14 protein-coding genes are annotated in these 15,326 nt (G+C 66.2%); 7 read left to right on the top strand and 7 right to left on the bottom strand.

Features of this window, described 5'->3' with window-relative positions; all coding sequences use genetic code 11:
- The first annotated feature begins 19 nt into the window (after positions 1–19).
- Positions 20–718: a YggS family pyridoxal phosphate-dependent enzyme gene (locus tag U0042_RS16140; RefSeq protein ID WP_114814580.1), complete on the top strand. Its 699-nt coding sequence runs from the start codon at positions 20–22 to the stop codon at positions 716–718.
- Between the two features lie 23 nt (positions 719–741).
- The gene (proC, locus tag U0042_RS16145; RefSeq protein WP_114814581.1) at positions 742–1,557 is read left to right on the top strand and encodes a pyrroline-5-carboxylate reductase; all 816 of its coding nucleotides are present in this window, start codon (positions 742–744) and stop codon (positions 1,555–1,557) included.
- Between the two features lie 27 nt (positions 1,558–1,584).
- Here proC and ubiA read toward each other — a convergent pair whose 3' ends face one another.
- The 7 genes from ubiA to recG form a co-directional block, all read right to left on the bottom strand.
- The gene (gene ubiA / locus U0042_RS16150; RefSeq protein WP_114814582.1) at positions 1,585–2,448 is read right to left on the bottom strand and encodes a 4-hydroxybenzoate octaprenyltransferase; all 864 of its coding nucleotides are present in this window, start codon (positions 2,446–2,448) and stop codon (positions 1,585–1,587) included.
- A 117-nt stretch (positions 2,449–2,565) separates the two neighbouring features.
- Positions 2,566–3,054 carry a Dps family protein gene (locus tag U0042_RS16155; RefSeq protein WP_114814583.1) on the bottom strand — a complete coding sequence of 163 codons (489 nt, stop codon included), beginning with the start codon at positions 3,052–3,054 and terminating at the stop codon, positions 2,566–2,568.
- 169 nt (positions 3,055–3,223) lie between these two features.
- A complete protein-coding gene (locus tag U0042_RS16160; RefSeq protein ID WP_157977895.1) occupies positions 3,224–3,391 on the bottom strand; it encodes a hypothetical protein in 168 nt (55 codons plus the stop codon).
- 166 nt (positions 3,392–3,557) lie between these two features.
- Positions 3,558–5,009, bottom strand: coding sequence for a catalase (locus U0042_RS16165; protein WP_327204984.1), 1,452 nt, complete (start codon positions 5,007–5,009; stop codon positions 3,558–3,560).
- Positions 5,010–5,101: 92 nt separating this feature from the next.
- Complete coding sequence (locus U0042_RS16170) at positions 5,102–5,278, bottom strand: hypothetical protein (RefSeq protein ID WP_157977873.1); 177 nt, start codon at positions 5,276–5,278, stop codon at positions 5,102–5,104.
- A gap of 212 nt (positions 5,279–5,490) precedes the next feature.
- Positions 5,491–6,450, bottom strand: a complete 960-nt coding sequence (locus U0042_RS16175) for a LysR substrate-binding domain-containing protein (RefSeq protein WP_114813389.1) — start codon at positions 6,448–6,450, stop codon at positions 5,491–5,493.
- Positions 6,451–6,596: 146 nt separating this feature from the next.
- A complete protein-coding gene (recG, locus tag U0042_RS16180; RefSeq protein ID WP_114813387.1) occupies positions 6,597–9,014 on the bottom strand; it encodes an ATP-dependent DNA helicase RecG in 2,418 nt (805 codons plus the stop codon).
- A gap of 144 nt (positions 9,015–9,158) precedes the next feature.
- Between recG and queA the strand changes: the two genes are divergently transcribed.
- The 5 genes from queA (at position 9,159) to secF (ending at position 15,296) form a co-directional block, all read left to right on the top strand.
- Positions 9,159–10,259, top strand: coding sequence for a tRNA preQ1(34) S-adenosylmethionine ribosyltransferase-isomerase QueA (gene queA, locus U0042_RS16185; protein ID WP_114813385.1), 1,101 nt, complete (start codon positions 9,159–9,161; stop codon positions 10,257–10,259).
- A 108-nt stretch (positions 10,260–10,367) separates the two neighbouring features.
- Positions 10,368–11,561 carry a tRNA guanosine(34) transglycosylase Tgt gene (gene tgt / locus U0042_RS16190; RefSeq protein ID WP_114813383.1) on the top strand — a complete coding sequence of 398 codons (1,194 nt, stop codon included), beginning with the start codon at positions 10,368–10,370 and terminating at the stop codon, positions 11,559–11,561.
- Between the two features lie 213 nt (positions 11,562–11,774).
- Positions 11,775–12,104, top strand: coding sequence for a preprotein translocase subunit YajC (yajC, locus tag U0042_RS16195; RefSeq protein ID WP_114813382.1), 330 nt, complete (start codon positions 11,775–11,777; stop codon positions 12,102–12,104).
- Between the two features lie 141 nt (positions 12,105–12,245).
- On the top strand, positions 12,246–14,330 hold the full coding sequence (gene secD / locus U0042_RS16200) for a protein translocase subunit SecD (RefSeq protein WP_114813380.1): 2,085 nt from the start codon (positions 12,246–12,248) through the stop codon (positions 14,328–14,330).
- Between the two features lie 15 nt (positions 14,331–14,345).
- The gene (gene secF / locus U0042_RS16205; protein ID WP_114813378.1) at positions 14,346–15,296 is read left to right on the top strand and encodes a protein translocase subunit SecF; all 951 of its coding nucleotides are present in this window, start codon (positions 14,346–14,348) and stop codon (positions 15,294–15,296) included.
- The last annotated feature ends 30 nt before the right edge of the window (positions 15,297–15,326 follow it).

The raw sequence follows: 15,326 nt of genomic DNA on the forward strand, positions 1-15,326 counted from the left end.
AGCCTCTTGCCAGCGCGTCATGTCAGATATCGCTCATAACCTCGCCGACGTTCACGCGCGCATCGAGCGCGCGGCGCACGCGGCCGGCCGCGACCCGCAATCGGTCGCGCTGCTCGCCGTCTCCAAGACCTTCCCCGCCGACGACGTACGCGCCGCGCACGCCGCGGGCCAGCGCGCATTCGGCGAGAACTACGTGCAGGAATCCATCGCGAAAATCGAAGCGCTCGCGGACCTGCGCGCGTCGCTCGAATGGCATTTCATCGGGCCGCTGCAATCGAACAAGACGCGCCCGGTCGCCGAGCACTTCGACTGGGTGCATTCCGTGGATCGCCTGAAGATCGCGCAGCGGCTTTCCGAACAGCGGCCCGACGCGCTGCCGCCGCTCAACGTCCTGCTCCAGGTCAACGTGAGCGGCGAGGCGTCGAAGAGCGGCGTGACGCCCGCCGAGGCGGCCGCCGTCGCGCATGAAATCGCCGCGCTGCCGAAGCTGCGTCTACGCGGACTGATGTCGATTCCCGAGCCTGCCGAAACCATCGAGGCACAACGTGCGCCGCACCGCGTGCTGCGCGAGCTGTTCGACGCGCTGCGCGCCGGCGGCCTCGCGCTGGATACGCTTTCCATGGGCATGTCCGCCGACCTCGAAGCGGCCGTACTGGAAGGCGCGACCATCGTGCGTATCGGTACCGCGATCTTCGGCGCGCGCCAGTACACCCACTGACTCACCTCTTTTCATCACCCATCATGAAGATTGCCTTCATCGGCGGCGGCAACATGGCCGCCGCACTCATCGGCGGCATGATCCGCCGCGGCGTGGCGCCCGGCGACCTCTACGCGATCGATCCGAACGCCGACGCCCGCGCACGCAGCGAGCAGCAATTCGGCATCCGCACCGGCGCCGCGGCCGACGCGGCGCTCGCCGCCTATGACGCCGTGGTGCTCGCCGTGAAGCCGCAGGTGGCGAAAGACGTGGCGACGGCGCTCGCACCGCATCTCGCGCCGACGCAGGTCGTCATCAGCATCATGGCCGGCATCCGGACCGCGGACCTCTCGCGCTGGCTGGGCGGCCACGCGCGCATCGTGCGCACCATGCCGAACACGCCCGCGCTGATCGGCATGGGCGCGGCGGGCCTCGTGGCGACCTCGGGCGTGGACGAAGCGGGCCGCGCACTCGGCTCGCAGGTGCTGGGCGCAGTAGGCCAGACGGTGTGGTTCGACGACGAAACGAAGATCGATGCCGTCACGGCAATCTCGGGCAGCGGCCCGGCGTACGTGTTCTATTTCATCGAGGCGCTGGAAGAAGCAGCGCGCCGGTTGGGCATGGACGAGCAGCAGGGCCGCGCGCTCGCCATCGCGACGTTCGCGGGCGCGGCGCAGCTCGCGGCACAGTCCGACGAGCCGCCCGCGGTGCTGCGCGAGCGCGTGACTTCGAAGGGCGGCACCACCGCGGCGGCGCTGGCCTCGTTCGACGCGTCGGGCGTGAAGGAAGCAATCGTGCGCGGCGCGCTGGCCGCGGACGCACGGGCAAAGGAAATGGGCGAGGCGTTCGGCAAGCAGTGAGCCGGGCGCCGGCGGGCAGCAGAAGAACTAGAACGAAGCCGCTGCGTAATGTGCGGCGATGCCCGCAAAGAGCGCGCCGCCCAGCCAGTTGTTATGGCGGAACGCCGCGAAGCACGGCATGCGCTCGCGATTGCGGATCAGCGTGTAGTGATAGACGGCGCACCCCGCCGCCGCGGCCCAGCCCAGCCAGTACAGCAGCCCGAAGCCGAGCACGATGCCGATGCCGACGTAGATGCCCAGCGTCGCCGCATAGCAGAGCATGATGGCCAGCACGTCGAAGCGGCCGAAGGTCAGCGCCGACGTGCGGATACCGATCTTGATGTCGTCGTCGCGATCCACCATCGCGTATTCCGTGTCGTAAGCCACCGACCAGAACACGTTCGCGGCGAGCATCACCCACGCAAGTACCGGCACGTGGTCCTGCAGCGCCGCGAAAGCCATCGGAATGCCGAAGCCGAACGCGATGCCGAGATACGCCTGGGGAATCGCAAAGAAACGCTTGGTGAACGGATAGGAGCCGGCCACGAAGAGCGCTACGACGGAAAGCTCCTTCGTGAGGGCGTTGAGCGGCAGGATCAAAAGAAACGCGATGAACGAGAGCCCCGCCGCGAGCGCTACGGCTTCCCATGCCTTGATCTTGCCGGACGTGATGGGCCGTTCGGCGGTGCGCTTCACGTAGCGGTCGAAATCGCGGTCCGCGTAGTCGTTGATCGCGCAGCCCGCCGAGCGCATGAGCACGGTGCCCACCACGAAGATGGCGAGCAGTTGGAGCGGCGGACGTCCGTTGGACGCGATCCAGAGTGCGTTGAGCGTGGGCCAGAGCAGCAGCAGGCTGCCGATCGGCTTGTCCATGCGGACAAGGCGCAGATACAGCGGGAGTCGGGCAAACATGGGGACGTGCCGGTGAAAACGATCCCGCTATTGTAGGTCAGGCCGCGCGGCCCGGCCCGGCAACCGGGCCGGGCCAACGCGCGCGTTACGGCACGGTGCGCGTTCGCGCTTCGACGATCACGAGATCATCGCGCGCAGCATCCATGCCGTCTTTTCGTGCGTCTGCATGCGCTGCGTGAGCAGGTCTGCGGTGGGTTCGTCGTTGGCGGCTTCCGTGGCCGGGAAGATTTCGCGCGCGGTACGCACCACGGCTTCCTGCCCTTCCACGAGCTGGCGGATCATTTCTTCCGCGGCCGGCACGCCGTCGGCTTCCGGAATCGACGAGAGCTTCGCGAAGTCGCGATAGCTGCCCGGCGCCGGTTCGCCCAGCGCGCGGATGCGCTCGGCGATTGCGTCCACGGCGAGCGCGAGTTCGGTGTACTGCGTTTCGAACATGAGATGGAGCGTGTTGAACATCGGCCCCGTCACGTTCCAGTGAAAGTTATGAGTCTTCAGGTACAGCGTGTACGTGTCGGCAAGCAGACGCGACAACCCTTGCGCGATCTTCTTGCGGTCCTTGTCGCTGATGCCGATGTTGACTTGTTGCACGGATCCCTTTTTGGCCATGATGACTCCTTGGAAGAGTGATTCGAACCGTCGTGGTCCATGAGACGGACGCCCCGCCTGGACCTTCGAGCAGGCGACAGTTTAGCTTGGAATAGCGATCCGCTTGCGCCCCGTAGTACAGGCGCAGGCACTCGGGTCAAGAACGGCGCATCGCGCGTGACACAGGCCCCTAGCCTCGCAGCAGGTGCTGCACGCCTTGCACGATCAACACGGCAAACCCGCTGCTCACGATCGCGAAGCCGAGTGCCTTGCGCATCAGGATGTCGCCGCCCGCATGAAAGGCGGATGCGACCGCCGCACCGGAGTGCGCTCGCTGTGCGATTGGGCTCGAATTCATGATCTTTCTCCTTTGCGACTTCAAGAACGAACGAGACGCTCGCGCGCCTCGCGTGGTGTTTCGTTTGCTTCGCTTTGCCGCGCGCTGCGATCTGCGGACGGTGGAGAATCCACCGTCCGCAAGACGTCTCGGGCTTGGCTGGCGCTTGTCTTTCTTTAGCGCGCTTTCACTTCGCGCCTTCCGCTCTTGCGGCCATCGCCGCAATCACGCCTTCGGCATACGCCGCATCGGCCTGGCGGAAATGCTCGATCTGGCGGTCCACGATCTCCTTCGGCACACCGTCGATGGCCGCGGCGATGTTCGCGAACAGGCGCTCACGCTGGCCCGCATCGAACAGACGGAACAGTGCACCCGGCTGGCTGTAGTAGTCGCCGTCTTCGCGATGGTCGTAGCGGTCCACGGTGCCTGCGGCGAGCGGCGGCTCTTCCGCGTTGCGGTCCTGCGTGAAGTCGCCGAAGCGGTTCGGCTCGTAGTTCACGGTGCCGCCCAGGTTGCCGTCGGTGCGCATTGCGCCGTCGCGGTGGAACGCGTGGTGGAACGGACACTTCGGCGCATTCACCGGAATCTGGTGATGGTTCACGCCCAGCCGGTAGCGCTGCGTGTCGCCATACGAGAACAGCCGGCCCTGCAACAGACGGTCCGGCGAGAAGCCGATGCCCGGCACCACGTTGGCCGGCGTGAACGCGGCCTGCTCCACGTCCGCGAAATAGTTCTGCGCGTTGCGGTTCAGTTCGATCACGCCCACGTCGATCAGCGGGTAGTCCTTGTGCGGCCAGACCTTCGTGATGTCGAACGGGTTGTACGGCACCTTCGCTGCGTCGGCCTCAGGCATCACCTGGATGCGGAACGCCCAGCGCGGAAAGTTGCCCTGGTCGATGTGCTCGACGAGGTCGCGCTGCGCGCTTTCGCGGTCCGCAGCGATGACCTGAGCGGCTTCCTCGTTGGTGTAGTTCTCGATACCGTTGAGCGACTTGAAGTGGAACTTCACCCAGAAGCGCTCGTTGTTCGCGTTGATGAACGAGTACGTGTGCGAGCCGAAGCCGTGCATCTGGCGGTAGTTCTTCGGAATGCCGCGGTCGCTCATGAGAATGGTGACCTGATGCAGCGACTCGGGATGACGCGACCAGAAGTCCCACGCCGCGACGTTGTTGCGCAGGTTCGTGTACGGGTCGCGCTTCTGCGTGTGGATGAAGTCGGGGAACTTGAGCGGGTCGCGGATGAAGAACACGGGCGTGTTGTTGCCCACCACGTCCCAGTTGCCCTCGTCGGTATAGAACTTGATGGAGAAGCCGCGCACGTCACGCTCGGCGTCGGCGGCGCCGCGCTCGCCGGCCACCGTCGAGAAGCGCATGAAGAGCGGTGTTTCCTTGCCGGGCTGCGCGAAGACTTTGGCCTTGGTGTACTGCGTGATGTCGTGCGTCACTTTCAAGGTGCCGAATGCGCCGGAGCCCTTGGCGTGCACGCGGCGTTCGGGGATGACCTCGCGGTCGAAGTGGGCGAGCTTTTCGAGCAGCCACACGTCCTGGAGCATGACCGGGCCACGCGGGCCCGCGGTCATCGAGTTCTGGTTGTCGGCAACGGGCGCGCCGGCGGACGAGGTGAGTTTGCGTTCGGACATCCTGGACTCCTTGGGGGTAATGCTGAAAGGGGAAAACGGTGCGAAGAAGAAAACGGTAAGTGCCGCGCTCGTTCAGGCGGACGCAAGCCTGGCTATGCCGACAGCGCGCGATCTACGAGCAGCGAGAAGGCTACCGTGCGCAATTCGCGCAGCGTGGCGCCCGAGGCTGAAACGGAGCGCTGCGACGTACCGGCGGCGGACTGCGACGCGCGCAGCAACGAGGCCTGCGCGGCGGAGTTCGCAATGGACGGCTGAACGGGCTGGGACATGGCTTCCTCCGGGTGGGGTGGGGATCGGTCGATCCGTGGAGGAAACTATATCAACACTATCAATGAACAGTGTTTGATTGATTTTATTTATTCAATAGCCCTGGACTAATCAGGGCTAAAGCGCGGCGAGCGGCCGGGCAAGACAACTCGCCCGAAGGCCAAGAGGTCACGCGGCCGCCTGCAAAGGGCGGCAAAACCCGGCGCAAAAATCCTCAAGCGGCCGCAGCCGGAATGTCGAGCTTCTTCACGCCGGGCAGGTCGCACGCGGCAATGGCGTCGCAGATGGCGTCGATGGCCGGCATCCGCGTAAAGCTCTTGCGCCACGCCAGCACGACGCGGCGATCGGGAACCGGTTCGTCGAACGGCACATAGGAAAGCAGGCCCGAGTCGACGCCGCCCGCATGCGGCTTCACTTCGTGCACCGACATGCGCGGCAGCACCGTGATGCCCACGCCGCTCGCCACCATGTGCCGGATGGTCTCCAGCGACGAGCCCTCGAACGTCTTCTGGATGCCGTCCGCGTTCTGCGAGAAGCGCATCAGTTCCGGACACACGCCCAGCACGTGGTCGCGAAAGCAATGACCGCTGCCCAGCAGCAGCATGGTTTCCTGCTTCAGGTCGCCCGGATCGATCTTCGGGCGCTTCTCCCAGGCGTGGCCGGACGGCAGCGCCACGACGAACGGCTCGTCGTAGAGCGGGCGCAGCATGAGACCGGTTTCGGGAAACGGCAGGGCCATGATGGCAACGTCGATTTCGCCCTGCTTCAGGAGCTCGATCAGCTTGAGCGTGTAGTTCTCCTGAAGCATCAGCGGCATCTGCGGAACGCGCTTGATCATCTGCTTCACGAGCGTGGGCAACAGATAGGGGCCGATCGTGTAGATGACGCCGAGCCGCAGCGGGCCGACGAGCGGGTCCTTGCCCTGCTTGGCGATTTCCTTGATGGCGAGCGTCTGTTCCAGCACGCGCTGCGCCTGCGTGACGATCTGTTCGCCGATGGGCGTCACGCTCACTTCGCTCGTGCCGCGCTCGAAAATCTGCACGTTCAGTTCGTCTTCGAGCTTCTTGATGGCGACGGAAAGCGTCGGCTGGCTGACGAAGCAGGCTTCGGCGGCGCGGCCGAAGTGCCGTTCACGCGCCACGGCGACGATGTATTTCAGTTCGGTCAGGGTCATTCGGGGACCAATCAGGCGAAAGATTCGATAGGTTTCAGTTATACACCTATGGGGCCAATTCGCCAATATTCAAACCGGATGAGGCTGGGCAAGCAGCGCCATTCCGGCCTTCGAGCCCGTCGCCGCCTCGCCGCAAGCTGCAAGCCCTACGCCTTCAGATACTGCTCGCGCGCGCCGAGCCAGCGGGTCAGATGCTGCGCCACCACGTGCGGGTACTCGTGCAGCAATTGCTCTGCGGCTTCACGGGCCGGCTCGATCAGCCAGCCGTCGTTTTCGAGGCTCGCGAAGCGCAGCATCGCCGCGCCCGACTGCCGCGCGCCGAGAAACTCGCCCGGTCCGCGAATCTCCAGGTCGCGCCGGGCGATCTCGAAGCCGTCCGTGGTCTCGCGCATGGTCTGGAGCCGCGCGCGCCCGGCTTGCGAGAGCGGTCCGCTGTAAAGAAGCACGCACACCGACGCCGTGCTGCCGCGCCCCACCCGGCCACGCAATTGATGCAGCTGAGCCAGGCCGAAACGCTCGGCGTGCTCGATCACCATCAGCGACGCATTCGGCACGTCCACGCCCACCTCGATCACGGTCGTCGCAACGAGCAGCTGCACCTCGTTGCGCGAGAACGCCTCCATCACGGCGGCCTTCTCCGCCGGGGCCAGGCGGCCATGCACGAGACCCACCCGCAGCTCCGGCAGTGCCGCCACCAGCGTTTCGAACGTTTCCACCGCAGTCTGCAACTGCAGCGTCTCGCTTTCCTCGATCAGAGGGCAGACCCAGTACACCTGCCGGCCCGTGAGCGCAGCCTCGCGCACGCGGGCGATCACCTCTTCGCGCCGCGCATCGGAGACGAGTTTCGTGAGGATCGGCGTGCGTCCGGGCGGCAGTTCGTCGATGGTCGAGACATCGAGGTCCGCGTAGTACGTCATTGCGAGCGTGCGCGGAATGGGGGTGGCCGACATCATGAGCTGGTGCGGCTGGAAGTCACGCGCGCCGTCCGCCGCCTGCGCCGCTTTTGCGCGCAACGCGAGCCGCTGCGCGACGCCGAAGCGATGCTGCTCGTCGACGATCACGAGCCCGAGCCGCGCGAACTCCACCGTGTCCTGAATGATGGCGTGCGTGCCGACGACGAGCCGCGCAGTGCCGAGCGCCGCCGCTTCCAGCGCCGCGCGCTTTTCTTTGCTCTTCAGGCTGCCGGCGAGCCAGGCCACGCTCACGCCGAGCGGTTCGAGCCAGTCGCGCAGCTTGCGCGCATGCTGTTCGGCGAGGATTTCGGTGGGGGCCATCATCGCAGCCTGATAGCCGGCGTCGATGGCTTGCGCCGCGGCAAGCGCCGCCACCACCGTTTTGCCGCTGCCCACGTCGCCCTGCAACAGGCGCTGCATGGGATGCGGCTGGGTCAGGTCGTGCGAAATTTCGCCGACGACGCGCTGCTGCGCGCCCGTCAGCTTGAACGGCAGCGTCTGCATCAGGCGCGCGACGAGCGACGTGACATCGTCCGGGGCGCGGCGCGGCATGGCAGGCGCCGCGCGGGTGCGGCGCTCTTCGTGGGCGCGCTTGAGCGAAAGCTGCTGCGCAAGCAGCTCCTCGAACTTGATGCGCGACCACGCGGGATGCGTGCCGTCGATGAGCGCCGTCTCGTCGGCATCCGCGGCGGGATGGTGAAGCGTGCGCACGGCGTCCATGAGCGGCGGCAGGCCGAGCGGCGCGAAATAGCGCCGCGCAATCGCCTCGGGCAGCAGCTCGGGCAGCGCCGTGCGCGAGAGCGCGTTGTCGATGGCCTTGCGCAGATACGCCTGCGTAACGCCCGCGGTACTCGGATAAACCGGTGTGAGCGCCTGCGGCAACGGCGTATCGGCTTCTACGACGCGCACCATCGGATGCACCATCTCCATGCCGAAGAAGCCGCCGCGCACGTCGCCGCGCACGCGCAGACGCTTGCCGATGCCCATCTGCGTGACCTGCGAGCCGTAGAAGTTCAGGAAGCGCAGCACGAGTTCGTCACCGGCGTCGTCGCGCAGCTTCACGAGCAACTGGCGGCGCGGGCGGTAGGCGATCTCGTTGTCGAACACCACGCCTTCCGTTTGCGCGGTGCCGCCCGGCAACAATTCGCCGATGGGCGTGAGGGTGGTTTCGTCTTCGTAGCGCATCGGCAGATGCAGCACGAGATCGATGTCGCGATGAAGGCCGAGGCGTGCGAGCTTGTCGGCGGGTTTGGCAGCGGCGGGTTTGGACGCGGTGGCGGGCTTGGAATCCCCCGAACCCTCCGCGCCGCCCGATTCATCCCCGGTCTCTCCGGCAGCGGCTTCGGCCGCCTTCGACGCGCCGCGCTTCGACGGAGCGGATTTCGCGGCGGCCTTGCTCTTGCGCCGCGGCGCCGGCGTCGGGTCGCTGTGCGCACCACGGTCGCCGCCACCACTGAGGCCATCGGCGTCCTCGCCGCCATTCGCGCCGCTTGCCGACACGTCGCGCACCTCGCCCGCCGCGTCCGAATCCAGCGCGTGCGTGTCCTGACTGTGCTGGCTGTGCTGGCTGCGGGATTCCGCGGGGTTCAACGGGCGAGAGGGAAAAGGCATGGGTCGCTTCGCAAGTACAATATCGGCTTTACGCAAAAACGCGCGGGCGGCCGAACCACCACGGTTATCGGGGCCGCAGCACCGCCCCGCCATCATAGCCGCTTGCCGCCGGCGGGCGGCGCACCCCGTTCCATCGTCTTTCGCATGTTCAAGCTTTCCGATTTCGACTTCGAGCTGCCGCCCGAGCTCATCGCGCAAACCGCGCTGCCCGAGCGCAGCGCAAGCCGCCTGCTTGAAGTCCATCACCAGGCTAACCAGGCCAGCCAGGCCCATCCGGTCGAGCCGCGCCTCGTCGACCGCCGTTTCTCCGAGCTGCCCGATTGCATCCAGCCCGGCGATCTGCTCGTGTTCAACGATACCAAAGTGCTGAAAGCGCGGTTCCTCGGCCAGAAGGCCAGCGGCGGCCGCATCGAGGTGCTGGTCGAAAGACTGACCGGCGAGCGTACCGCGCTCGCGCAGATCCGTGCAAGCAAGAGCCCGGCGCCCGGCACGACGCTGCGCCTTGCCGACGCGTTCGACGTCACGGTGGGCGAGCGTGTCGAGCCCTTCTACACGCTGCACTTTCCGGACGACTGCCTCACGCTGATCGAGCGCTACGGCCGCCTGCCGCTGCCGCCCTACATTGAGCACGACGCCGACGCCACCGACGAAACGCGCTACCAGACCGTGTTCGCCCAAAACCCGGGCGCGGTGGCGGCGCCCACCGCCGGCCTGCACTTCGACGCACCGCTGCTCGCGAAGCTCGACGAACGCGGCGTCGCGCGCGCCACGCTCACGCTGCACGTGGGCGCAGGCACTTTCCAGCCGGTGCGCGTGGAAAACATCGCCGAACACAAGATGCACAGCGAGTGGTATCAGCTGCCGCAGGCGCTCGTGGACCGCATCGCGGCAACGAAGGCGCGCGGCAACCGCGTGATCGCCGTGGGCACGACCTCGATGCGCGCGCTCGAAGCCGCCGCGCGCGACGCCGAAGCGGCTGGCCGGGCGCTGGCCGCAACGTCGGCCGAAACGGACATCTTCATCACGCCGGGCTATCGCTTTCGCGTGGTCGACCGGCTCGTCACGAATTTCCATTTGCCGAAGTCCACGCTGCTGATGCTGGTGTCCGCGTTCGCAGGCATCGAAACGATTCGCGCCGCGTATCGCCACGCCATCCGCGAGCGCTATCGCTTCTTCAGCTACGGCGACGCGATGCTGCTCACGCGCGCCGCCGACGCAGGCGCGCCGCAACCGACCAGCCGATAAGCGCGCGACAGCCGCGCCCCATCGATACCGTTTCTTCGCCGCCGTGCTCTGCGCGGCGGTCGTTCACCACATGCGCCGGACTGTTTTCCGGTGGCACAGGAGTTACCGATGACCGCAGGTCCATCCGACCACAGCCATACCCCGCCGCCGAACGGCCTCGCCTTCGAGCTGCTCGCGACTGACGGCCTTGCCCGCCGCGGGCGCCTCACGCTCAACCACGGCGTGATCGAAACGCCGATCTTCATGCCCGTGGGCACCTACGGCACAGTGAAGGCCATCCAGCCGCGCGAGCTGGAGGAAATTCACGCGCAGATCATTCTCGGCAACACGTTTCACCTGTGGCTGCGGCCGGGCCTCGACACCATCGCGGCGCACGGCGGCCTGCACAGCTTCATGGGCTGGAAGCGGCCCATCCTCACCGACTCGGGCGGCTTCCAGGTCTTCTCGCTCGGCGACCTGCGCAAGATCACCGAAGCGGGCGTCGCGTTCGCCTCGCCGGTCAACGGCGACAAACTGTTCCTGTCGCCCGAAGTGTCGATGCAGATCCAGAAGGTGCTGAACTCGGACATCGTCATGCAGTTCGACGAATGTACGCCCTACGCCACCGACGGCGTGCCCACCTCGCACCAGGACGCAGCTGAATCGATGCGCATGTCGATGCGCTGGGCGAAGCGCTCCATCGACGAATTCCGCAGCCTCGGCAATCCCAACGCGCTCTTCGGCATCGTGCAAGGCGGCATGTACGAGGACCTGCGCGACGAGTCGCTGGCGGGGCTCTCGGAGATGGACTTTCACGGCTTCGCGATCGGCGGCCTCTCGGTGGGCGAGCCGAAGGAAGACATGATGCGCGTGCTCGATCACATCGCGCCGAAGCTGCCCGCGCACAAGCCGCACTATCTGATGGGCGTCGGCACGCCCGAAGACCTCGTGGCAGGCGTGGCGACCGGCGTCGACATGTTCGACTGCGTGATGCCCACGCGCAATGCACGCAACGGCTGGCTCTTCACGCGTTTCGGCGACGTCAAGATCCGCAACGCCACGCACCGCAACTCGCTGCGCCCGCTCGACGAACACTGCGGCTGCTACACGTGCCGCAACTTCACGCGCGGCTACCTGCACCACCTGCATCGCGTGGGCGAGATTCTGGGCGCGCAGTTGAACACCATTCACAACCTGCACTACTACCTGGAATTGATGGGCGAGATTCGCAAGGCGATCGAAACCCACACTTTCGAATCGTTCCGCAAGACCTTCCACGAGAACCGGTCGCGCGGCGTGGAAGAAGCGCCGGCCGCGGGATAGGCCGCGCGATTCGCCGCATTTCACGCGCAAACGAACATTACAATTTGCTTTCGCGACGGACGGAAGGCGCCGTGAGGCATGCCTCACGGCACGCCCCCAAGCGCCCGAAGCGGCTTGATTGCCGGGCCAGTTGCCCGCGCCGTCGCGCCACGGGCCGGTGGTAGAATGACCGGCTCGGTTTTTTGGACCGTAAATAAACCTGGAGAGACCAACGTGTCGTTCATTTCGAGTGCTTTCGCACAAGGCGCAGCAGCAGGCGGCGCGGAATCGAGCCTGATGAGCTTTCTGCCGCTGATCCTGATGTTCGCGGTGCTGTACTTCATCATGATCCGCCCGCAGATGAAGCGTCAGAAGGAGCATCGCAACATGCTCGCCGCCATGGCCAAGGGCGACGAAGTCGTCACGAGCGGCGGTATCGTCGGCAAGATCACCAAGGTGGGCGAAGCCTACGTCGGCGTGGAAGTGGCAGACGGCACGGAAATCACCGTGCAGAAGTCGTCGGTCTCCACCATTCTGCCCAAGGGCACCATCAAGTCGCTGTAAGCCTGTCGCAGCGCATTCCGGCGTCCGGCGCGGCTTCGTCGTCAGACACGCTGCCCGCCGGCCGGCCACGAGGTCCGGGAACGCCGGACGTTCCCGCGCCGGACGTTCCCGATCAGGCAACCCATCCCGTTGGGCCATCCCATGAACCGTTACCCCCTCTGGAAATATGTCGCGATGCTGGTGGCGCTCGTCATCGGCCTCGTGTACACGTTGCCCAATTTCTTCGGCGAGGCGCCCGCGGTGCAGGTGTCGAGCGGCAAGGCTACGGTCAAGCTCGATTCCGGCACGCTCTCGCAAGTGGAAGCCGCGCTCGCTTCGAGCCACATCCAGGCTGACGACGTCACGTTCGACAACTCCGCGAACAACGCCAACATCCGTGTGCGCGTGCGCGACACCGACACGCAGCTGCGCCTGAAAGACCTGTTGCAAAAGTCGCTCAACGCCGACCCCAACGACCCGCAGTACATCGTCGCGCTGAACCTGCAAAGCGCCTCGCCGCGCTGGCTCACGGCGCTGCACGCGCTGCCCATGTACCTCGGCCTCGACCTGCGCGGCGGCGTGCACTTCCTGCTGCAGGTCGACATGGCAGGCGCGCTGAACAAGAAGCTCGATTCGGACGCATCCGACGCGCGCACGCTGCTGCGCGACAACAACATCCGCGACGGCGGCGTGAACCGCGTCGGCCAGTCGGTGGTGGTCAGCTTCGCGGACCAGAACGTCGCCGAACAGGCTCGCACGCTGCTGTCGCGCAACGGCTCCGAACTGCAGTGGGCCGTACAGCCCGCCGCGAGCGGCGGCTTCCAGGTGGTGGGCACCTTCACGCCCGCGGTCCAGAAGACTGTGCAGGACGCGGCCATCAAGCAGAACATCACCACGCTGCATAACCGCGTCAACGAACTGGGCGTAGCCGAGCCGGTCATCCAGCAGCAAGGCGCCGACCGCATCGTGGTCGAGCTGCCCGGCGTGCAAGACACGGCGAAGGCGAAGGACATCATCGGCCGCACGGCAACGCTCGAAGCGCGCCTTGCCGACCCGCTCGGCCTGCATCCGGACCCGAACGCGCCCGTGCCGCCCGGCGACGAACTCTTCACGCAGGGCAACCAGGCGCCGGTGCTCTTGAGAAAGCAGGTGATCTTCACGGGCGACCGCATCATCGACGCCTCGGCGGGCTTCGACGAGCACCAGCGTCCCTCGGTGAACATCCGCCTCGACTCGGCGGGCGGCCGCGCGGTGGCCAGCGTCTCGCGCGACAACATCGGCAAGCCGATGGCGATGGTGCTGTTCGAGAAGGGCAAGGGCGAAGTGCTCACGGTGGCGACGATCCAGTCCGAACTCGGCGACCGCTTCCAGATTACCGGCCAGCCCACGCCGCAGGCCGCCACCGACCTCGCGCTGCTGCTGCGCGCCGGCTCGCTCGCCGCCCCCATGGACATCATCGAAGAACGCACGGTCGGCCCGAGCCTCGGCGCCGACAACATCAAGAAGGGCTTCGACTCGGTGGTCTACGGCTTCGCGGCCATCGCCGCGTTCATGGTCGTCTACTACATGCTGTTCGGCGCCATTTCGGTGATCGCGCTCTCGGTGAACCTGCTGTTGCTGGTGGCTGTGCTGTCGATGATGCAGGCCACGCTCACGCTGCCGGGCATCGCGGCTATTGCGCTGGCACTCGGTATGGCCATCGACGCCAACGTGCTCATCAACGAGCGCGTGCGCGAAGAACTGCGCAACGGCGCGCCGCCGCAGCTCGCTATCCAGAACGGCTACCAGCACGCATGGGCCACGATTCTCGACTCGAACGTGACCACGCTGATTGCAGGCCTCGCGCTGCTCGCGTTCGGCTCCGGCCCGGTGCGCGGCTTTGCCGTCGTGCACTGCATCGGCATTCTCACGTCGATGTTCTCCGCGGTGTTCTTCTCGCGCGGTCTCGTGAACCTCTGGTACGGCGGCAAGAAGAAGCTCAAGTCGCTGGCCATCGGCCAGGTGTGGCGCCCCGAAGGGGCAGGTGCCGGCGCGGCCGGTGCGGCCTTCGCGCCGCCCATGCCGTCACTCACCGACAGCAGCGAGGACAGCGAAGCCGCCAGCAGCACGGCACGCGCCGCGTCGGGCGCAGCAAACGCGGCGAACCGCCAGAAGGCGCAGGCACGTACCGGCAAGCCGGTGGTGCGGCGCCGTTCGGGTCCGGGCAGTTCCGGCCCGAACTCAGGCAAACCGGGCTCGTCCCGCTAAGGCCCGGAGAAGACCATGGAATTTTTCCGCATCCGTAAAGACATTCCGTTCATGCAGCGCGCGTTGCTCTTCAACGCGATCTCGCTCGTGACCTTCATCGCCGCCGTGTTCTTCCTGCTGCATCGCGGCCTGCACCTCTCGATCGAGTTCACGGGCGGTACCGTGATCGAGGTCCAGTATCCGCAGGCCGTGGACCTGGAGCCGGTGCGCGGCACGCTCGAGAAGATCGGCTACAGCGACGCGCAGGTGCAGAACTTCGGCACCTCGCGCGACGTGCTGATCCGCCTGCCGGTCAAGCAAGGGCTTTCGTCGGCGCAGCAGAGCGACCAGGTGATGTCGGCGCTCAAGGGGCAAAACGCGCAGGTGCAATTGCAGCGCGTGGAGTTCGTGGGCCCGCAGGTCGGTAAGGAGCTGGCCACCGACGGCCTGCTCGCGCTCGCCTGCGTGGTGGCCGGCATCGTGATCTACCTGTCGTTCCGCTTCGAGTGGAAGTACGCCGTGGCGGGCATCATCGCGAACCTGCACGACGTCGTGATCATTCTCGGCTTCTTCGCGTTCTTCCAGTGGGAGTTCTCGCTCTCCGTGCTGGCCGCGGTGCTCGCCGTGCTGGGCTACTCGGTGAACGAATCGGTCGTTATCTTCGACCGGATTCGCGAGACGTTCCGGCGCGAGCGCAAGATGAGCGTGATCGAAGTCATCAACCACGCCATCACGAGCACCATGTCGCGAACCATCATCACGCACGGCTGCACGCAGATGATGGTGCTCTCGATGTTCCTCTTCGGCGGCCCCACGCTGCACTACTTCGCGCTGGCGCTCACGGTGGGCATTCTGTTCGGCATCTACTCGTCCGTGTTCGTGGCGGCGGCGCTCGCCATGTGGCTCGGCGTGAAGCGAGAAGACCTCGTCAAGGAACGGCGCGAGCGGCACGACCCGAACGATCCGAACGCGGGTGCGCAGGTGTAATGCACTTGCCGCCGTAAGCGCATAAAAGCA

This window comes from Paraburkholderia kururiensis, assembly GCF_034424375.1.
Taxonomy (GTDB): Bacteria; Pseudomonadota; Gammaproteobacteria; order Burkholderiales; family Burkholderiaceae; genus Paraburkholderia; species Paraburkholderia kururiensis_A.

What these genes read in the sequence shown, in the direction of transcription:
- tgt (WP_114813383.1), top strand. Translation starts at nt 10,368, where the DNA reads ATGACCGCAGGTCCATCCGACCACAGCCATACCCCGCCGCCGAACGGC.
- U0042_RS16175 (WP_114813389.1), bottom strand. Translation starts at nt 6,450, where the DNA reads ATGACCCTGACCGAACTGAAATACATCGTCGCCGTGGCGCGTGAACGG.
- U0042_RS16170 (WP_157977873.1), bottom strand. Translation starts at nt 5,278, where the DNA reads ATGTCCCAGCCCGTTCAGCCGTCCATTGCGAACTCCGCCGCGCAGGCC.
- U0042_RS16140 (WP_114814580.1), top strand. Translation starts at nt 20, where the DNA reads ATGTCAGATATCGCTCATAACCTCGCCGACGTTCACGCGCGCATCGAG.
- recG (WP_114813387.1), bottom strand. Translation starts at nt 9,014, where the DNA reads ATGCCTTTTCCCTCTCGCCCGTTGAACCCCGCGGAATCCCGCAGCCAG.
- secF (WP_114813378.1), top strand. Translation starts at nt 14,346, where the DNA reads ATGGAATTTTTCCGCATCCGTAAAGACATTCCGTTCATGCAGCGCGCG.
- queA (WP_114813385.1), top strand. Translation starts at nt 9,159, where the DNA reads ATGTTCAAGCTTTCCGATTTCGACTTCGAGCTGCCGCCCGAGCTCATC.
- U0042_RS16165 (WP_327204984.1), bottom strand. Translation starts at nt 5,009, where the DNA reads ATGTCCGAACGCAAACTCACCTCGTCCGCCGGCGCGCCCGTTGCCGAC.
- U0042_RS16155 (WP_114814583.1), bottom strand. Translation starts at nt 3,054, where the DNA reads ATGGCCAAAAAGGGATCCGTGCAACAAGTCAACATCGGCATCAGCGAC.
- secD (WP_114813380.1), top strand. Translation starts at nt 12,246, where the DNA reads ATGAACCGTTACCCCCTCTGGAAATATGTCGCGATGCTGGTGGCGCTC.
- ubiA (WP_114814582.1), bottom strand. Translation starts at nt 2,448, where the DNA reads ATGTTTGCCCGACTCCCGCTGTATCTGCGCCTTGTCCGCATGGACAAG.
- U0042_RS16160 (WP_157977895.1), bottom strand. Translation starts at nt 3,391, where the DNA reads ATGAATTCGAGCCCAATCGCACAGCGAGCGCACTCCGGTGCGGCGGTC.
- proC (WP_114814581.1), top strand. Translation starts at nt 742, where the DNA reads ATGAAGATTGCCTTCATCGGCGGCGGCAACATGGCCGCCGCACTCATC.